An 18,498-nucleotide genomic window follows, 5' to 3' on the forward strand; every position below is an offset into this window, starting at 1 on the left:
TCGTAAAGGCTTGCTTTTTTGTTGTATTAGCCTTAGCTTAGCCGCCACGATGATAGGGATGGTTGTTAATGATGCTCATCGCGCGATAAAGCTGCTCGATTAAAATCACTCGCACCAACGGATGTGGCAAGGTCAAGTCTGACAAAGACCACTTAAAATCTGCCACTGACAGCACTTCTGGCGACAGACCATCCGCGCCACCAATCACCAACGCGACATCCGCGCCATCTTGCATGGCATCGCCAAGCCTATCAGCAAGGCGCTCGGTGGAGAGCATCTTACCTTTGACTTCAAGCACCCACAGGCGTTCTTTTGGATGGCGCGCTGCCAAGATGGCTTGACCTTCTTGGTGTTTGTATTTATCAATCTCAGCAGCAGAAGGGTTCTTGGCGCGCTTAGCGGGGGCGATATCGATGATCTCGGTCGTCATCATGGGCTGAATGCGTTTAAAATATTCATCAACACCCGTCTGTACCCAAGCGGGCATCTTATGCCCAACGCTTAAAATTCTTAATTTCATGTAAATATTCCTTAATATTTTTGTATATTTTAAAGAAAAACAGCAAAAAAATCTCGTTTATTTATCCGAAAAAATAGCGTAAATTCAAAAACTTTGCTATGCTAAGGCAATTTTAATCATCTTGATTATTTGTCAAAATAGTCATAGCTATAAGGTAATTACCATGACACAATCGCTGATACAACACCCTGCACATAACGACACCATTTATGCGTATGCAGGGTTTTGGGTTCGTTTTTTTGCGCAAATTATTGACGGGATTCTGTTTTTGTTGATCACGCTGCCGGTATTGTATTTGATTTATGGTGAGGCTTATTTCACCACTGAACCTGCGACGGGATCGCCATTTTATGGGACGGCAGACGTGCTGATTTCTTTGGTGTTTCCTTTGGTGGCTTGTTTATGGTTCTGGATGCGAAAAGGCGCAACCCCTGGCAAGATGCTGCTAGGCCTTAAGGTGTTAGATGCCAAGACGGGTAATTTACTTACTCTTGGTCAGGCACTGCTGCGTTATGTGGGCTACATCTTATCATCATTGATATTCTGTCTTGGCTACATTTGGGTGGGCTTTGATAAGAAAAAACAAGGCTGGCACGATAAGATGGCCAAGACCGTCGTTGTACGTGAAGCGCGCTAATATCTGTTGTGAATATCAAAGCGACAACCAAATCAATTGGTGATTTTTATGAAAATCGCGCGGTTGATTGGATTGAGTCAGAGCACCTAACTGTCATCGCGCGCAACTACAATGTGCCTAAGGTGGGTGAGATTGACATTGTTGCTGAGTGCATTGATGCTCTGGCGAATGGTAGAATTCGTAAGACTTTGGTGTTTATTGAGGTGCGAGCCCGCAAGCGTGGACGATTTGCAAGCAGTGTAGAGAGTATCACGACCACCAAGCAGCATAAAATCATCCATGCAGCGATGTATTTTTTGCAGGAATTTGATGAATTTAATGAGTATGATTGTCGGTTTGATGTGATTGTATTTGATTATGCGGATGGTGAGGATGCGAGAGGCGAATGGATTAAGGCGGCATTTCTTGCGTGTTAGACACGCGAATGAATTGATGAATCAAAGATGATAAGATGGGACACGACGATTGATCTTATTTTCATATTTTAGGATTTAATAAGGTGGCTTAATATGAAAAAACTATCTTTAGGGGCGCTAATCGCTGCAGCGATGGTGCTTAGTGCATGCAGCACGCTGGGTGCTAGTAATGATGCGAACCATAATTTTGGTGCTTATGAGATGGGGCGCAGCATCCCTGAGCGCATCAGCGATGAGAGTATTGAGCTGACCGCGCGTAAGAATCTGACGCGCATCGATGGGGTGAATGAGAACTCTGTACGTATCGCGATTGACAGCTTTCGCCGCGAGGTGCTCGTGACTGGCGAGGTGCCAAACCAAGCCATCAAAACTAACATCGAATCCATGTTAAAATCCATGAAAGACGTGACAGCGGTCTATAACTATCTGACCGTCGCTGATACGCCAAAGAGCCAAAGTCACACCGTGCATGAAGGCTACCTAAAGTCTAAAATCAACGCACGCCTGATTACCAATAAAGCCATCAAGTCATCGCAGTATAAGATCGTCGTACGTGACCGCACCGCTTATGTACTGGGATATATGACGCCAGAACAGCAAAGCCATGTACTAGATGCGATTCAGAACACCTCTGGCATGGCATCTGCGGTAACCTTGACCACCCTAGTCAATGGCGACAGCAGCATGATCAATACAGCCGACAGCGCAAATGATGCGACGACCGATACCGAGGGTGTGATCTATGGCGGCGTGGTGACAACAGAAGCACCAAACGACCCATACGCATTACAAGAGATCTACACGCCAGACGCCAATGTCAATGCGCCAAACAACACCTCGCCAGTCTATACACCGCGCGGTTCAGGCAGCAGCGGCTATGTACAGCTGTATCAAGGCACCAATAGCCCATAATCTGGCTCATTGACAGTCGCCGCCATCTATATCAGAATGGATTGATGGCGGTATGCTATTTTATATAAAACGCAAAATTTTCACCATAAACAGCCAAGATTTTTGGTATAATGGATTATTTTTTATTGCTATTAAGTTTATTTGGACAAACCCATGAATGCTGATGATTTAATCGAATTATTACGTCCCCATTTCCCTGATGCCGAGATTCAAGCGGCCAACCAAGGCAACAAGTTCGAAGTGTTGATTGTTGATGATGCTTTTGAAGGTAAGCGCTTGGTTGCGCGCCAACAGGCCGTCTATGCCATCGCCAATCCGCATATCCAAAGCGGCGCGATGCACGCATTAACCATACATGCGCTAACGCCTGCAGAATATCAAAGCAAAACACAAGGCTAATCGCGTAAGGACGCACCATGGATAAATTTAAAATCATCGGTAAAAGCCGTATCGCAGGTGAAGTAACCATCTCTGGCTCAAAGAACGCAGCCTTGCCATTATTGGCGGCCATGCTACTGCCAAATGATGAAACCATCCTGCACAATGTACCAACATTAAAGGACACTGAGACGCTTATTAAGCTCATCGCGGGCACTGGCGTTAATATCAAAAAAGAAGGCAATACCGTCATCGCCGATTCTCGTACTGTGACCGATTATTACGCGCCTTATGATTTGGTACGTACCATGCGTGCATCCATCTTGGTGCTAGGTCCATTGCTCGCTCGTTTTGGTGAGGCGGAAGTCTCGCTTCCAGGTGGCTGTGCGATTGGCTCACGTCCTGTGGATCAGCACCTAAAGGCGATGGAAGCACTAGGTGTAATCATCACTGTAGAGAATGGCTATGTCAAGGCGAAAGCGCCTGCTGGCGGCAAGCTGATCGGTTGTGATTTTACGTTTGATATGGTGACCGTAGGCGGTACTGAGAATGTCATTATGGCAGCGTCTCTAGCCAAGGGTGTAACACGCTTGGAGAATTGTGCGTGTGAACCCGAAGTTGTCGATCTGGCGAATATGCTGGTCGCCATGGGTGCCAAGATTGAAGGCATTGGCACGCCAACGATGGTCATCGAAGGTGTGGACAGTCTGCATGGCTGTGAGTATAGCGTGATTGCTGACCGCATTGAGACAGGCTCGTATCTGGCAGGCGCACTCATGAGTAAGGGTGATGTCTTAACCAAGAATACCTCAGCAGAGTTTTTATACCCTGTATTAAAGAAATTCGAAGCGATGGGCGCAACCATCACCACAGGTGATGACTGGATTCGCGCAGTGATGAAGGGCAGACCAAAGGCGGTAGATATCCGCACTCAAGTGCACCCTGGCTTTCCTACCGACATGCAGGCGCAGCTGATGGCCGTCTGCTGTCTGGCTGAGGGCACGAGTACGATCATTGAGAATATCTTTGAGAATCGCTTCATGCATGTGCCAGAGCTGCAGCGTCTGGGTGCGAACATCAAGGTTGATGGGCATACCGCGATTGTGGTTGGTGTGGATACGTTCACACCTGCGCCAGTCATGGCGACAGACCTTCGCGCATCTATGTCATTGGTGATGGCGGCGGCATGCGCTGAGGGTGAGAGCATCATTGATCGCATTTATCACATTGACCGTGGCTATGATGATGTCGAGAATAAACTTAAATCGCTTGGTGTGAACATCGAGCGGATTAAGGGCTAGTTGTAACGCACCGAGTTTGTGGTGCGTTTTTACTTTGTTGGACTTTGTAGTAACGATAATTTCACCGATAAAGAAAATGATGATGACTGATAATTTTAATGGCTTGACGATTGCCTTATCTAAGGGGCGAATTTTGGATGAGACACTACCGCTTTTTGATAAAGCAGGCATCCATCCAACCGATGACATGAACAAATCACGTAAGCTGATTTTCCCAACGACTGACCCTAATGTGCGTTTCTTATTGCTTCGTGCCTCTGACGTGCCGACCTATGTTGAGCATGGTGCGGCGGACATCGGCGTCTCGGGCAAAGATACGCTGCTAGAATATAATGCGCACGTCTATGAGCTCATTGACCTAAACATCGCCAAATGCCGTCTGATGACCGCAGGCGTGAAAGGGGCGAGCCTACCAAATCGTCGTCTGCGCATTGCGACCAAATACGCCAACGTTGCACGCGAATACTTCGCTTCTCGTGGCGAGCAGGTGGACATCATTAAGCTGTATGGCTCTATGGAGCTTGCGCCATTGGTGGGGCTGGGTGATCTGATCGTGGACGTGGTCGATACGGGCAACACTTTGCGCGCTAACGGCTTAGAGCCGATCGATGAAATCTGCAAAGTGTCATCACGACTCATCGCCAATCCAGTCAGTTATAAGCGCAAACTTGAGCAGCTGCAGCCGATTTTGGATATTCTAGAAAAAGCCGTTAAAGACAATCAATAAGACAGGTGAATCATGCCAAATCTAACCGTATTAAATAGCCAAGATGCTGACTTTAAGGATAAATTAGCCCAATTACTTGCCTTTGAAACCGTAACTGATGCCAGTCTTATTCAGACGGTGGACGACATCATCGCCCAAGTGCGAGCAGATGGCGATGCGGCGGTTTTAACTTTAACCCAAAAGTTTGACAAGCATCCAGCGACCACGATTGATGAACTGTTCATCTCATCAGAACAATTAAAATCAGCATTCGATCAACTTAATGATGAAGTTAAAAAAGCGTTGGAGCTGTCCGCCAAACGTATCTTTGATTTTCATCAACATCAAAAAGAAGACGGCTTTCGCTTTGTAGATGGCTTGGGTAACACCTTAGGGCAAAAAGTTACGCCACTTGATCGTGTGGGTATCTATGTGCCAGGTGGTTTGGCGAGTTATCCTTCTAGCGTGCTTATGAACGCCATCCCCGCCAAGGTTGCAGGGGTAGGGCATATCACGATGGTTGTCCCTGCGCCTAATGGCGAGCTAAATCCTTTGGTGCTGGCAGCGGCGCATCTATCAGGCGTGGATAGCGTCATCACCATTGGCGGAGCGCAGGCGGTCGCCGCCTTGGCATACGGCACGGCAAGCATTCAGCCAGTCGATAAAATCACAGGACCGGGTAATAAATATGTCACCGCTGCCAAGCGAGCCGTCTTTGGGAAGGTAGGCATCGACATGATCGCAGGGCCGTCTGAGGTGTTGGTGTATGCCGAAGGTGAGACATGCGACAATGCCGACTGGCTTGCCATGGATTTGCTCTCCCAAGCCGAGCATGACACGGTGGCACAGGCGATTTTTGTGACGACTTGCCCAAGACAGCTTGAAGATGTCAAAAATGCCCTAGACAAAGCCCTTGCCATTTTGCCAAAAGCGGACATCGCAAAACAAGCATTGACAAGCCGTGGGGCGTTGATTTTGGTCAAAGACCGCACCGAAGGCATTGAAGTCATCAACCAAGTCGCCCCCGAGCATTTGGAGCTGTCGCTTGATGACCCCGAATACGTAGAGCAACACGTCCGCCATGCAGGGGCAATATTTTTGGGCAGACACACCCCCGAAGCCATCGGCGACTACTGTGCAGGCTCAAACCACGTTCTACCCACATCAGGCACAGCACGGTTTAGCTCACCTTTGGGAGTGTATGATTTTACCAAAAAAACATCGCTCATCTACTGCACACCAGAAGGCAGTCAGTTACTGGCGAAGACGGCAGATGTTCTGGCGGTGCAGGAGAACCTAGGCGCTCATGCTTTGTCAGCGCGCTATCGTCATGGCGTTGTGAATTTAGATTAACTTAAAGAATAAACCGAGATTATCATGACTGTTGATACACGCTTATGGAGTGATAAAATCCGCAATCTCACCCCTTATGTGGCAGGTGAGCAGCCCAAGGTGGATAATCTGTGCAAGCTAAACACCAACGAGAATCCATTTCCACCAAGCCCCAAGGCGATTGATGCCATGCAGCAAGTTTTGGTGCGTGGGGCGGATCTGCGCCTGTATCCTGATCCTGAATCAGAGGATCTATGCCAGACGTTGGCAGATTATTATAAACTTGACCGCTCTCAGGTATTCGTGGGTAATGGCTCGGATGAAGTGCTGGCGTTTATTTTTGCATGTTTTTTTGTCAAAGATCGCCCGCTATTAACCCCTGACATCAGCTATAGTTTCTACCCTGTCTATGCGCAGACCTTTGATGTGGATACTAAAATCATTTCCTTGAAGGATGACTTTAGTATTGATACATCAGACTATAATAAGTCGTGTGGCGGTATTATCATCCCAAATCCAAATGCGCCAACTGGTGTGCTATTGGCACTTGATGACATCAAAAAACTTGCCAAACAGCATCCGAATGCGGTGATCGTCATTGATGAAGCGTACATCGATTATGCGGATAAATCAGCCTCTGCCATCTCGTTGATTGATGAGTTTGATAATATTCTGGTCGTTCAGACGTTCTCAAAATCGCGCGCTCTGGCGGGCTTGCGCGTCGGCATGGCGTTCGGTCACGCCAATCTTATCAGCGCGCTTAACACTTATAAGAACAGCTTTAACAGCTATCCCATCGATCGCGTGGCACAGGCAGGCGCAGTTGCCAGTATTTTGGATGAAGAGTACTTTGAACAAAAGCGCCAAGCTGTGATAACGCTGCGTGATCGTCTGACGGATGATTTGGCTGATCTTGGTTTTGACGTATTGCCATCGGCGGCGAATTTTGTGTTTGCCAAGCCTAATCACAGCGTGCTCTCCACCCAAGAGATCTTTGAGAAACTAAGATCGCAAGGCGTGATCGTGCGCCACTGGAATAAGCCGCGCATCAGTGATTATTTGCGCATCACGGTTGGCACGGATGAGCAGAACACAAGGCTTATCCAGACCCTAAAAGAGATTTTGGTGTAGATTTAGGTTTTTGCTTAAAGATACCCAAAAATAGTGCTACAATGCACCTACTTGGGCAAATGTAGATTGCCCATTTTATAGCCAGTTATCGCTTCGCGATTTACCAGCCAATAAGGAAAATTTATGACCATCATCAAAAAAGACGACTTTATCCAGTCTATTGCAGACGCATTTCAGTACATCAGTTACTATCACCCAACCGACTACATCCAAGCCCTGACCGAAGCCTTAGAGCGTGAAGAAAACCCTACCGCCAAAGACGCCATGACCCAAATTTTGGTAAACAGCCGTATGTGTGCCGAGGGCAAACGCCCGATTTGCCAAGATACAGGGATTGCAACAGTGTTTCTAAAAGTCGGCATGAACGTAACGTGGGACAGTGACATGAGCGTGGCGGACATGGTCAACGAAGGCGTTCGCCGTGCCTACAATCACCCTGATAATACCTTGCGAGCCAGCGTCCTTGCCGACCCTGCGGGCAAACGAGTGAACACCAAAGACAATACCCCTGCCGTCATTCACATGGAAATCGTGGCAGGCGACAAGGTGGAAGTTACCTGTGCCGCCAAAGGGGGCGGTAGTGAGAACAAATCCAAACTTGCCATGCTAAACCCGTCTGACAGTATCGTGGATTGGGTGTTAAAGAGCATTCCTGAAATGGGTGCAGGCTGGTGCCCCCCGGGTATTTTGGGTATTGGTATTGGTGGCACGCCCGAAAAAGCAACCCTTTTGGCAAAAGAGAGTCTCATGAGCCATATTGATATTCATGAGCTAAAAGCCAAAGCCGAAAGCGGAGCAGAGCTTTCTACCACAGAGAGCCTACGCCTTGAACTCTTTGAAAAGGTAAACGCACTTGGCATTGGGGCGCAGGGCTTGGGCGGATTGACCACCGTGCTTGATGTCAAAATCCTAGACTATCCAACGCACGCCGCCAGTAAGCCTGTGGCGATGATTCCCAACTGTGCTGCCACTCGCCATGTGGAATTTGAGCTTGACGGCACAGGGGCGGTAAACCTAGAACCGCCAAGCATGGACGTGTATCCTGATATTACTTATAGCCCTGACAGCGGTAAGCGTGTCAATGTGGACACCCTAACCAAAGAAGAAGTGGCGACATGGCAAACAGGCGATGTGCTACTATTAAACGGCAAAATCTACACAGGGCGAGATGCTGCTCACAAACGCATGACCGATATGCTAAATAATGGCGAAACCTTGCCAGTAGATTTTACCAATAAACTCATCTACTACGTTGGGCCTGTTGACCCTGTGCGTGATGAAGTGGTAGGGCCAGCAGGACCGACAACCGCCACTCGTATGGATAAATTTACCCGTCAAATGCTAGAACAAACAGGTCTTTTGGGTATGATTGGTAAATCCGAGCGTGGCAAAATCGCCTGTGAAGCCATTGCTGATAACAAAGCAGTCTATCTCATGGCGGTGGGCGGTTCGGCATATTTGGTGTCAAAAGCCATTAAAAATGCCAAAGTGGTCGCCTTCCCTGAGCTTGGCATGGAAGCGATTTATGAATTTGAAGTCAAGGACATGCCTGTAACGGTGGCGGTAGATAGCAATGGCGTATCGGTACACGCCACCGCCCCAAAAATCTGGCAAGCCAAAATCGGTAAAATCCCTGTGGTGGAAGCCTGATATTGATCTCATAAAAACCCAGCCTAGCGCTGGGTTTTGTTGATTGATACAAATGTAAGTGTATCAATCTGACAACTCAAATCAGCGAATTTGGGTTGGACATAAAAAAGAGAGCATCTGCTCTCTTTTTTATGAACCTGACTTACTCAGGTTTTTGGTCGTTATCAGATTTAGTTGCTGCGACCTTTGAGCCTGCTTTACGCACTTCAGATTTTGGTTTGTTATCGCCTTTGGTGGCGGTCTTTCTGATGCGTGTTTTTGCAGGCTTCGGCTGTGCAAGGTTTAGAATGCCTACCTGTGGCAATAGCTGACCTGCGACATTTTCGATCATGTCTTTGTAGCTGTTTGCACTGGTTTTTGACTTCTTGACAGGCTCATTCTTGCTAGGCGCTTCTACTTCATCTTCTGATGATGATTCATCTTCGGTCTCTAGCAGTTCTGCAACCTTATCGCTGATGCTCTGCACGGCAGATTCCACATTTTCCTTGACTTGCTCAAGCAGAGTTTCAGAATCTACCGACTTTGAAGTTTCTGCATCTTCTGCTTGCACTGAGTCATCGACCGGTTCGGATTTGCTAGTCTCAGCAGGATCTGCCTTTGTCGATGCCTTGTCCTGCTCGGCGATCTCATCACTGTTGTCAGCGTTAGTAAGCAGTGTATCGCTTGTTGCGATGTCCTGCGCCTCGACACCAGTATCGGCATCAGTAGATGTATCAATCTCTTGATCGACATCAGCTGGTTGCGTGATTGCTGCTTCTTGCTCTTGAGCGATGGCAATATCAACCAAATCCAAAGCCTCATCCTGAGATGATGCTTGGCCATCGGTTGCAGACGCCTCCTCGTCTGCTTCGTCTTTGAAGTCAGGGTGCTGACCGCGTGGATCGTTGGCTGCGCGACGTGCGATTCGTGGCGCTGGTGCTTCTGATTTGCCTTGTGGTGCGCTGATGCGTGATGCGACGCTGGTCTGCTTATCAAATTCAGCAAGATAAGATTCGTTCAGCGGCGCATAGCCATAATTGGCAAAGCTAAACTCAGCCACAGGCGCGCGATATTTGGCAACGGCTTGGATGAAGTTTTGTACGAAGTTATCACCTTTGCTATCGCCTAGGACATTGGCAATAAAATCACCTGCCGTGCCAAAGATGGCGCTTGGTGCGCTATTGGCAGCGATGACCACGCGTGGATCGTTGACAGCCTTATTCATTTGACGTGCAAGCTCGGTTAGGCGTGTATTGTCAATGCTAGGCGTATCATTGTCCTTAACGTCGGTTTGCTCGGCTGCCACTTGATCTTCAGTGATTTGCTCTTTGGTTTCTTCCGCTACTTTGATGCCATTATCGGCAGCGGCAGGTTCAATAACATTGGCGGCGATATTCGTCTCTACTGATGTGTCAGCTATTGGCGCTTCTTCGATCTTGGCAGATTGGTTCTTCGGCTGCTTAGTCGGAAGAGGTTTACTGCCATCAAGTGACAAATGAATGGTCTCGCTTTGTTTGGTTTCTTTAGCGATCGGTGCGACATTCACCACCACTTCATTTGGATTGCTTGGACGAGTGCGCTCTTTGTCTGCTTTTTTGGCGGGGCGCTCGTCTTTTTTGTCCGCTTTATCGGCGGTGTTGCTTGGGGTTAGTGTCTCACCGCGTACCACTTCACCGCGAGGCTCGCGACGTGAACCGCTTTCACGTTTTGGATAAATAGGTTCTTCCTTTTTAGCCTTTTTATCCGTTTTGTCGTTTTTGATTTCTTCGGTGACGGTTGCGTCTTTTTTAGCAGACTTTTTATTTCTTTGGCGACGTTCTTGAACTTCTTCGCGTGGTTCGCGTTCGCTTCTTTCGCGTGCTGGACGATGCTCTTTATTCACATCTTTTTTGTCTTCGCTGGGGATGACTAGGTTGGCAATGCCGCTCGCGCCAAGGCTAATGCCGCCTGCATTGACGATTGATTCGATGGCAGCGGCAGCGTTATTGTTGTTTAGGTTGCCCGCCAATTGCGCTTGTGGTTTTGGCGCGAACAGGTTGGATAGCCAAGCAGCGACTTGTGGTTCAGGCTTCGCTTTAGGAGTGGCTTGTTTCGCTGCAGGCTTGGCGACAGGTTTGTCATGCTTATCGCTTGAGCTTGCTTTTCGCCAGCGGCTGCTGCTGTCCTGCTCTGCGTGCTCATTTTGGGTTTGCCAGTTGACATCATAGCCGCGATCGCCCATTTCTTCTTCTTCGGCATTTACGATGCGCTCATAGCTCGACGGTGCAAAGCCGTCCGGGTTGAAGTGTAGGCTAAAGTTAGGGCTTTCTAGGTGTGCATGTGGCAAGACAGTGATGCGTGTGCCAGAGTCTTGTTCTAGGTATACCAAGCTTTCGCGCTTTTCGTTCAATAAGAAAGCGGCGATCTCAGTTGGAACTTCTGCTTGGATCTCGCCCATGCGCTCTTTTAGGGCGATCTGTTCGATCTGACGCATGATTGATAATGCCAAAGAGCGCAAATCGCGAATCATGCCATTGCCATGACAGCGTGGGCAAATGTAGCCGGTGGCTTCTTCTAGGCTTGGGCGTAGGCGCTGACGGCTCATCTCCATCAGACCAAATTTACTGATCTCAGCGAACTGTACACGAGCACGGTCGTGGCGCGTGGCTTCGATCAGGCGTTTTTCGACGTCTTTTTGATGACGGGCATCAGCCATGTCGATGAAGTCGATGACAATCAGTCCGCCCATGTCTCTTAGGCGAAGCTGGCGTGCGATTTCGTCCGCTGCTTCTAAGTTAGTGTGATAGGCAGTCTCAGAGACGTCAGAACCTTTGGTGGATTTTGATGAGTTGATGTCGATGGATACCAAGGCTTCGGTCTGATCGATGACAATCGATCCGCCAGATGGCAGGCGAACTTCGCGCTGATAGGCGGTTTCGATTTGGCGTTCGATGCCAAAACGTGCAAACATCGGCTCGTATTCGGTGTATTTGCGCAGCTTGTCAAGTTGGGCTGGCATCACGGCGGCGATGAAGTTAGCAGCCTCATTATAAGCGTTCTCGCTGTCGATCCACACTTCGCTGATGTCATCACGCAAGTAATCACGCACGGCACGAGTGACGACCCCTGCCTCTTGGTGAACCAAACAAGGACTTGGGCGTTTTTTGTTTTGGTCTAGGATGGATGTCCAGATGTCTAATAGGTGATTCAGATCGTTTTGTAGGTCTTCAAAACCCTTGCCAAGTCCTGCAGTGCGCACGATGACGCTCATGCCTTTTGGGATAGACAGGCTTGCGATGATTTGTTTCATCTCTTCGCGGACTTTGCCTGAGATTTGACGGCTGATGCCACCTGCCTTGCTGTTATTTGGCATTAATACCAAATAACGACCAGCCAGCGAGATGTAAGTTGATAGTGCCGCGCCTTTGTTGCCGCGTTCTTCTTTTTCGACTTGGACGATGACCTCATCACCTTCTTTTAGAAGTTGTTTGATGTTGTCTTCGCGTAGATTGCCGTGTAGATATTCAGGTGCGATTTCACGCAGTGGCAAAAAGCCTTGACGCGCTGAGCCATATTCGACAAAAGCTGCTTCTAGTGATGGCTCAACTCGAGTGATGTGACCTTTGTAGATGTTGGCTTTCTTTTGTTCGCGGGTGCGATTTTCTAAGTCAAAATCGTAAAGGTGATTGTCTTTACATAGCGCCACACGAATCTCTTCGTTGTGCGTGGCGTTGATTAGGATGCGTTTCATGATGTTCCTTAAAAAATATGGGATTGCTCCCGATTTAAGCAACATCGTTTGAGTGTGCAGTTTAGATTATGTAAATAGTCTAAACAATGTTAATAAAGATTATTGTGTCATATTTGCTAATAGCTGGCATTTATGAATACCTTGATTATCAAATAACTAGCCAAATTTCAATGCTCAGATATATGAGCACGATATAAAAAATTTTGGGTTAAACAGAGCTTAGCCATAAAAAGCTGTCATGCTTAACGATTCATTGCTTGCACCAATGAATTGTCTTGGATGTGTGTTAGCGATGATTGGGGATTGTCTTGTCAGAGGCAGTGTTTGTCTTGTGCCAACTGAGCCAAAAATTCGCTTAACATCTCAAAACAATTTATAAAAACTTAACAATATAGCCGCATGGAATCCTAGATTCAAATGAACTGCGACTGTAGATAACCTTTTTTTATCTCAAACGGATGTTGCGTGGCATGTGCCAAAAAATGTATTGAGGGGCTGCTAAATATAAACCTAAGTCGGTGTGTCAGACCGTTTTTGCTGCTCTGGCAGTTATAAAATCAGGCATCATTGACCGATATTTTATAAAGGTTTAGGGATTTACAAAGGGCGGTTGTAAGAATTTCGCCTTTTTGTGTGCAACGTGATAAACTATACCAAATATTTATCAATTTTCCTACAAAAAAATTAGTCATTTTTAATAAAATCATGAAAAAAACCCAAAATTTCCCCAAAAAATCTACAAATCCCATCAAAAACCCCGCCCAAAAACCGACAAGCAAAAATACGGACGCCAAGCGCACGCCTAAGCCGCTGAGCGCTGATGATGTCATTGATGATTTTAGTCGTGTCAATTACATCACGGTCACGCCGAACCAAGACGGTCAGCGTATTGACAACTTCTTGTTGGCGCGCCTAAAGGGTCTGCCGCGCTCACATCTATATAAGCTTATCAGAGACGATGAGGTTCGCATCAATAAAAAACGTTGCAAACCGCATGAACGCGTCAATACCGGCAATGTGGTGCGCATTGCTCCCGTGCGCCTGTCGGTGCGTGACGAGCCTGCGGTGTCTGATGATTTTGCCAAAGGATTACTTAGTAGAGTGGTGTTCGAGAATGAAGGGCTGATCGTGCTAAATAAGCCGCATGGACTGGCGGTACATGGCGGCAGCGGCGAGAGCTTTGGGGTGATTGAAGCCATGCGCGTGGCGACGGGCAAAAAATACCTAGAGCTGATTCATCGCATCGATAAAGACACGTCGGGCTTGCTACTCATCGCAAAAAAACGCAGCACCTTAAAGGATTTACAAGAGCAATTTCGAGAAAAAACCATCCAAAAAAGCTATCTGTGCCTAGTGGTGGGTCATGTCAAGTCAGACAAGCAAACCATCAATCAGCCTTTGTTAAAATACACGCTGCCAAGTGGCGAACGCCGTGTCAAAATCGACAAACAAGGCAAGCCAAGCCAGACCAAGATTGAGGTGTTGGCGCGCTTTGAGATTGATGGCAGGGCGGTAAGTTTGGTGCGCGCATCGCCTTTGACAGGGCGCACGCATCAGATTCGTGTGCACATGGCGAGCATTGGGCACACGCTGCTTGGCGATGATAAATACCTAAGACAGCCAGCACCCAGTGTGCCACGCTTATGCCTACATGCATGGCAACTGAATCTGGCGGGTGACAGCGATGCGCCCAAGCAGTTCGTGGCGGATGTGCCGTCCGACATGGCAAATCTATTCCCAAAAGAATGCGAATTTTTAATCACGCATAAAAAATCTTAAGCATTGATTAATTTTTGAGCCGATTTGCAAAAACATCTTGTCAGTTGGTTAAATTTACCGTACATTAAAGTTCTGCTTGCCAATGCCTTTTTATTTGGCAAATTCACACATCTACACGATGATTTTATTGAAAAAAGTTAGGAATCCTTATGAAAACAGTTCAGGTCGATACCACCGCCCGTCATGAACAAATCGCCAAATCCATCCACGAGACAGGATTGTCACGCGATGAGCTGATCGGCTCGATTGACTTGGGTTCGAACAGTTTTCATTTGGCGATCGCACGCTTGGATCATGGCGAAGTGCGAAAAGTCGCTTCGATCTCTGAGAAGGTTCAGCTGGCGGCAGGTTTGGATGAGAATAATGTCCTGTCAGAAGAAGCAATGCAGCGTGGATTGGACTGTCTGCACCGCTTTGCCCAACATTTGACCGAGGTAAATCCTAACCTGCTGCGTGTGGTCGCGACCAATGCGCTGCGTAAGGCGGTCAATGCACAAGAGTTCATTAAGCGCGCCAATCAGCTACTGCCAAAACCCATCGAGATCATCTCGGGGCGTGAAGAGGCGCGTCTGATTTATCTGGGTGTGTCGCATTCGAACGCCAGTACGGACAAGCGATTGGTGATTGACATCGGTGGCGGCTCGACTGAGTTTATCATCGGTCAGGGTTTTGAGCCGCTTGAGATGGAGAGCCTGCAGATGGGCTGTGTGGCATTCACCAAGAAGTTCTTTTTTGATGGTAAGATTGCCGAAGAAGCCTTTGATCAAGCCATGAGAGCCACCAAGACCGAGCTGCTCTCTATCGAAAAACGCTACAAAAAAGTAGGCTGGGATAATGCCATCGCCTCAAGCGGCACCGCCAAAGCAGCATTGCTCGTGCTCCAAGAGCTGGGATTGGCGGATGAGTTCATCACTCTAAAAGGCATGGAGAAGCTAAAACGCCATCTGATTAAGCTTGGCGCTATTGATAAGATTGACTTTGAGGGTGTTAAGGCGCACCGTCAGGCGGTATTCCCTGCAGGCGTTGCCGAGCTGTTTGCGATCATGCAGACCTTTGGGATTGATCAGCTTGGCTATTCAGATGGTGCGCTGCGCGAAGGCGTAATGTATGACATGCTGGGTCGCATCAGCAATGAAGATGTTCGCGACCGCAGTGTGATGGCGATGGCAGAATGCTATTCTGTGGACATCAAACAAGCCGGTCGCGTAACGACCACGTGCGCACGACTCTTCGATGCGGTCAAAGACAGCTTAGGGTTTAGCGACGAAGATCGTGACCTGCTACGCCGCGCGGCGAATCTGCATGAGATTGGTCTTGCGGTTGGGCACAGTCATTACCAAAAACACAGCGCTTATTTGCTTGAGTTCTCGGACATTGCAGGGTTTTCGCAGATTGGCCAAGCGATGATGGCGCAGATCGCTCGTAACCATCGCCGCAAACTAAAATCTGACGCGCTGGATGTTGCAGAGAGTCTGGGCGGGCGAAAGCTGGTTCATCTGTGCTTGATTTTACGTCTGGCTGTACAGGCCAATCAAAGCCGTACCACCAAGGCTGCGCCCATCCATCTGGAGGTGACAGAGGCTGATCGTTGGCAAGTCTCGGTGGGCGATGGTCTACATGATGAGCTGATCCGCTCGCAGCTAAATTCTGATGTGGCTCAGTTTGCCAAGTGGGGTATTCACTTATCTGTGCTGGGCGCTCAAGGTTAAGTGATTGGTTGGATGTCTTGTGTGACATCGCCATAAATATTTTTGGTTAAAAATATTTAGCAAAATCAAAAAATATGTTAAACTAACTAAGTTTACATTTGTTCATTGGGATAATAACATGAGTACAGTTTGGGAAAGCGTTCAGCTTGCTCGTCACGCAAAGCGTCCATTATTTTTGGATTATGTGTCGGCGTTATTCACAGAATTTGATGAATTGCATGGCGATCGTGCCTTTGCGGATGACCGAGCGATCTTGGGTGGCTTGGCGCGTTTTAATGGTGAGCCTGTGCTTGTGGTGGGTCAGCATCGCGGACGTTCAACCAGAGAGCGTATCGCCCATAACTTCGGCATGGCGAACCCAGAAGGTTATCGTAAAATCATCCGTCTGGTGCAGCTTGCTGAACGTTTTGGCTTGCCTGTATTTACCTTTATTGATACTCAAGGCGCCTATCCTGGCGTGGGTGCAGAAGAGCGCGGTCAAGCTGAGGCCATCGCTAAGTCTATCGCTGTATTTAGTAGTTTAAAGACGCCAGTCATCGCCACGGTGATTGGTGAAGGTGGTTCGGGTGGCGCGCTTGCCATTGGTGTGGCTGATAAGGTTAATATGCTTGAAAATAGCATCTACTCTGTCATCTCGCCAGAAGGATGTGCGTCTATCCTCTGGAAGACTGCCGAAAAAGCCCCTGATGCTTCAGAGGCATTAAAATTAAACGCCAATAATCTGCATCAGCTGGGCCTGATCGACGAAGTGATCGAAGAAGGGGCAGGCGCGCATGAGGATTCTGAGTTTGTGATGAAGTCACTCAAGCAGCTGCTAACTCGTCAGCTGGATGAGCTCAATCAGCTGCCTATCGATGAGCTACTAGAGCAGCGTTATCAGCGTCTGATGGCGTTTAATTCGACCGTATCGCTATAAGCAATGCTGTTAAAATCCTGCCAAAAAAGCTAGAATACACATTCTGGCTTTTTTATTTACCTAACAACCATGCTGAACACGCTAACCCAAGCCTTTAACCACCAAGCGCAGAAGCTTGCCAATCGCACGCTGTATCTGGCGTGTAGTGGTGGGCGTGATTCTTTGTCGTTGGCATACGGCTGTTATCTGCTGCATCAGGCGGGCAGGATTGAGCAGCTTCCGATATTGCTGCATGTCCATCACGGTTGGCAAGAGGCTAATGATGATTGGGCGCAAGCTGTGGCGACGTGGGCGGATCAGTTTGGGTTTGATTGTCGGATTCTGCCCATCAAATTACCCAAAAATAGCGAAACCCACGCCAGAGAAGCGCGCTATACTGCCCTGATGTCAGTCATGAACGATGGTGATGTGCTGATGCTTGGACATCATCAGCACGATCAAGCAGAAACCATGCTCATGCGACTGGTGAATGGCTCAGGCGTGTCAGGGCTGGCTGCGATGCGACAATGGCAGCAGATGGGCGATAAGCGCATTCAGCTGTGGCGACCACTGTTGGGCGTGTCGCGTGATGATATCAGTCGCTTTGCTGATGAACATCATCTGCCTTATGTGGATGATCCGACGAATATTGATGATGATCATGCGCGCGGTAAACTTCGCAATCACATCTTACCAAGACTTGGCGAGCTAAACTCAAAAGCTGTACAAAACATCACTCGCACAGCGCTATTATTGGCACAGGCGAGCGACATCATTGATGAGCTGATCGATGAGAAATTGGCGGATGTGACAGACCGTCTAGCACAATCTGCGTATTACCAAGTGTTGGATATTAATCAGCTCTTAGCACTCTCATTAGCCGTGCAGTCAGCGATTACCCATCGATGGCTGGGGTTGTCAGAGCCTATACCGCCGCCCAAGAGGTTGGTGGATGATGTTCTTTATTTGGCGCATCGCACCGATGGCGATCATCAGACGCAGCTTCTGTGGCAGGGCAGGCTAAATTATATCATCTGTCGTTATCAATCTAAGCTGTATCGCCATCAAGAAGATGCATGGGCATGCCTAATGGCGCAGAATTATCCAAATGTGATTTATCATGATGATAAAATTATCCTAAAGAGCCATGAGGGGCTGTCCATCGTTTGGCAGATGTCGCGGCAGTTTGCCAATGTCAGCGCTGAACGCGTGCTTAGACAGACCAAAGTTAATATCAATCACAAGCAGTTGCATGGCAAAAAACTGGCGCAGACGCTTGGCATCCCAACATGGCTTCGCTCAAACCTATGGATCATTAAGTCTGATAATCGACCAGTCCTGCTGATCACAGTGGGGCGGGCTTGGCGGCTTGTTGGTGCTGATACTGACATAGAAAATATCGGCGCATACTTTGCGTGATGTG

15 protein-coding genes are annotated in these 18,498 nt (G+C 48.1%); 13 read left to right on the forward strand and 2 right to left on the reverse strand.

The annotated features are described in order from the left end of the window. Nucleotides 1–37: 37 nt before the first annotated feature. A complete protein-coding gene (gene rlmH / locus DYD54_RS01025; protein ID WP_063513389.1) occupies nucleotides 38–520 on the reverse strand; it encodes a 23S rRNA (pseudouridine(1915)-N(3))-methyltransferase RlmH in 483 nt (160 codons plus the stop codon). A gap of 163 nt (nucleotides 521–683) precedes the next feature. Between rlmH and DYD54_RS01030 the strand changes: the two genes are divergently transcribed. The 9 genes from DYD54_RS01030 (at nucleotide 684) to DYD54_RS01070 (ending at nucleotide 8,983) form a co-directional block, all read left to right on the forward strand. Beyond that, a complete protein-coding gene (locus DYD54_RS01030) occupies nucleotides 684–1,157 on the forward strand; it encodes an RDD family protein (protein ID WP_063513390.1) in 474 nt (157 codons plus the stop codon). Nucleotides 1,158–1,165: 8 nt separating this feature from the next. Then, entirely contained in the window at nucleotides 1,166–1,573 is a 408-nt protein-coding gene (locus DYD54_RS01035; protein WP_167541381.1) for a YraN family protein, read from the forward strand. Nucleotides 1,574–1,666: 93 nt separating this feature from the next. After that, nucleotides 1,667–2,485, forward strand: a complete 819-nt coding sequence (locus tag DYD54_RS01040; RefSeq protein ID WP_063513392.1) for a BON domain-containing protein — start codon at nucleotides 1,667–1,669, stop codon at nucleotides 2,483–2,485. A 153-nt stretch (nucleotides 2,486–2,638) separates the two neighbouring features. Further along, nucleotides 2,639–2,884 (forward strand): BolA family protein, encoded by a 246-nt coding sequence (locus DYD54_RS01045; RefSeq protein ID WP_063513393.1) that lies wholly within the window; start codon nucleotides 2,639–2,641, stop codon nucleotides 2,882–2,884. 17 nt (nucleotides 2,885–2,901) lie between these two features. Then, the gene (gene murA / locus DYD54_RS01050; protein ID WP_063513394.1) at nucleotides 2,902–4,164 is read left to right on the forward strand and encodes a UDP-N-acetylglucosamine 1-carboxyvinyltransferase; all 1,263 of its coding nucleotides are present in this window, start codon (nucleotides 2,902–2,904) and stop codon (nucleotides 4,162–4,164) included. Between the two features lie 79 nt (nucleotides 4,165–4,243). Further along, on the forward strand, nucleotides 4,244–4,891 hold the full coding sequence (hisG, locus tag DYD54_RS01055) for an ATP phosphoribosyltransferase (protein ID WP_115265716.1): 648 nt from the start codon (nucleotides 4,244–4,246) through the stop codon (nucleotides 4,889–4,891). Between the two features lie 12 nt (nucleotides 4,892–4,903). After that, nucleotides 4,904–6,223 carry a histidinol dehydrogenase gene (hisD, locus tag DYD54_RS01060; protein ID WP_063513396.1) on the forward strand — a complete coding sequence of 440 codons (1,320 nt, stop codon included), beginning with the start codon at nucleotides 4,904–4,906 and terminating at the stop codon, nucleotides 6,221–6,223. A 24-nt stretch (nucleotides 6,224–6,247) separates the two neighbouring features. Next, nucleotides 6,248–7,333 (forward strand): histidinol-phosphate transaminase, encoded by a 1,086-nt coding sequence (gene hisC / locus DYD54_RS01065; RefSeq protein ID WP_063513397.1) that lies wholly within the window; start codon nucleotides 6,248–6,250, stop codon nucleotides 7,331–7,333. A gap of 123 nt (nucleotides 7,334–7,456) precedes the next feature. Continuing rightward, the gene (locus DYD54_RS01070; protein ID WP_063513398.1) at nucleotides 7,457–8,983 is read left to right on the forward strand and encodes a fumarate hydratase; all 1,527 of its coding nucleotides are present in this window, start codon (nucleotides 7,457–7,459) and stop codon (nucleotides 8,981–8,983) included. A 142-nt stretch (nucleotides 8,984–9,125) separates the two neighbouring features. Here the strand turns inward: DYD54_RS01070 and DYD54_RS01075 are convergent, their stop codons facing one another. Then, entirely contained in the window at nucleotides 9,126–12,692 is a 3,567-nt protein-coding gene (locus tag DYD54_RS01075) for an Rne/Rng family ribonuclease (protein ID WP_063513399.1), read from the reverse strand. A 705-nt stretch (nucleotides 12,693–13,397) separates the two neighbouring features. Here DYD54_RS01075 and DYD54_RS01080 point away from each other — a divergent pair. The 4 genes from DYD54_RS01080 to tilS all read left to right on the forward strand — a co-directional run bounded on the left by DYD54_RS01080 (nucleotide 13,398) and on the right by tilS (nucleotide 18,494). Beyond that, entirely contained in the window at nucleotides 13,398–14,471 is a 1,074-nt protein-coding gene (locus DYD54_RS01080; protein WP_084260724.1) for an RluA family pseudouridine synthase, read from the forward strand. Nucleotides 14,472–14,620: 149 nt separating this feature from the next. Further along, the gene (gene ppx / locus DYD54_RS01085) at nucleotides 14,621–16,180 is read left to right on the forward strand and encodes an exopolyphosphatase (RefSeq protein WP_084260551.1); all 1,560 of its coding nucleotides are present in this window, start codon (nucleotides 14,621–14,623) and stop codon (nucleotides 16,178–16,180) included. Between the two features lie 118 nt (nucleotides 16,181–16,298). Then, nucleotides 16,299–17,096 carry an acetyl-CoA carboxylase carboxyltransferase subunit alpha gene (locus DYD54_RS01090; RefSeq protein ID WP_063513400.1) on the forward strand — a complete coding sequence of 266 codons (798 nt, stop codon included), beginning with the start codon at nucleotides 16,299–16,301 and terminating at the stop codon, nucleotides 17,094–17,096. Nucleotides 17,097–17,165: 69 nt separating this feature from the next. Then, nucleotides 17,166–18,494 (forward strand): tRNA lysidine(34) synthetase TilS, encoded by a 1,329-nt coding sequence (gene tilS, locus DYD54_RS01095; RefSeq protein WP_063513401.1) that lies wholly within the window; start codon nucleotides 17,166–17,168, stop codon nucleotides 18,492–18,494. Nucleotides 18,495–18,498: the final 4 nt, after the last annotated feature.

It is taken from the genome of Moraxella ovis, from assembly GCF_900453105.1.
Lineage (GTDB): Bacteria > Pseudomonadota > Gammaproteobacteria > Pseudomonadales > Moraxellaceae > Moraxella > Moraxella ovis.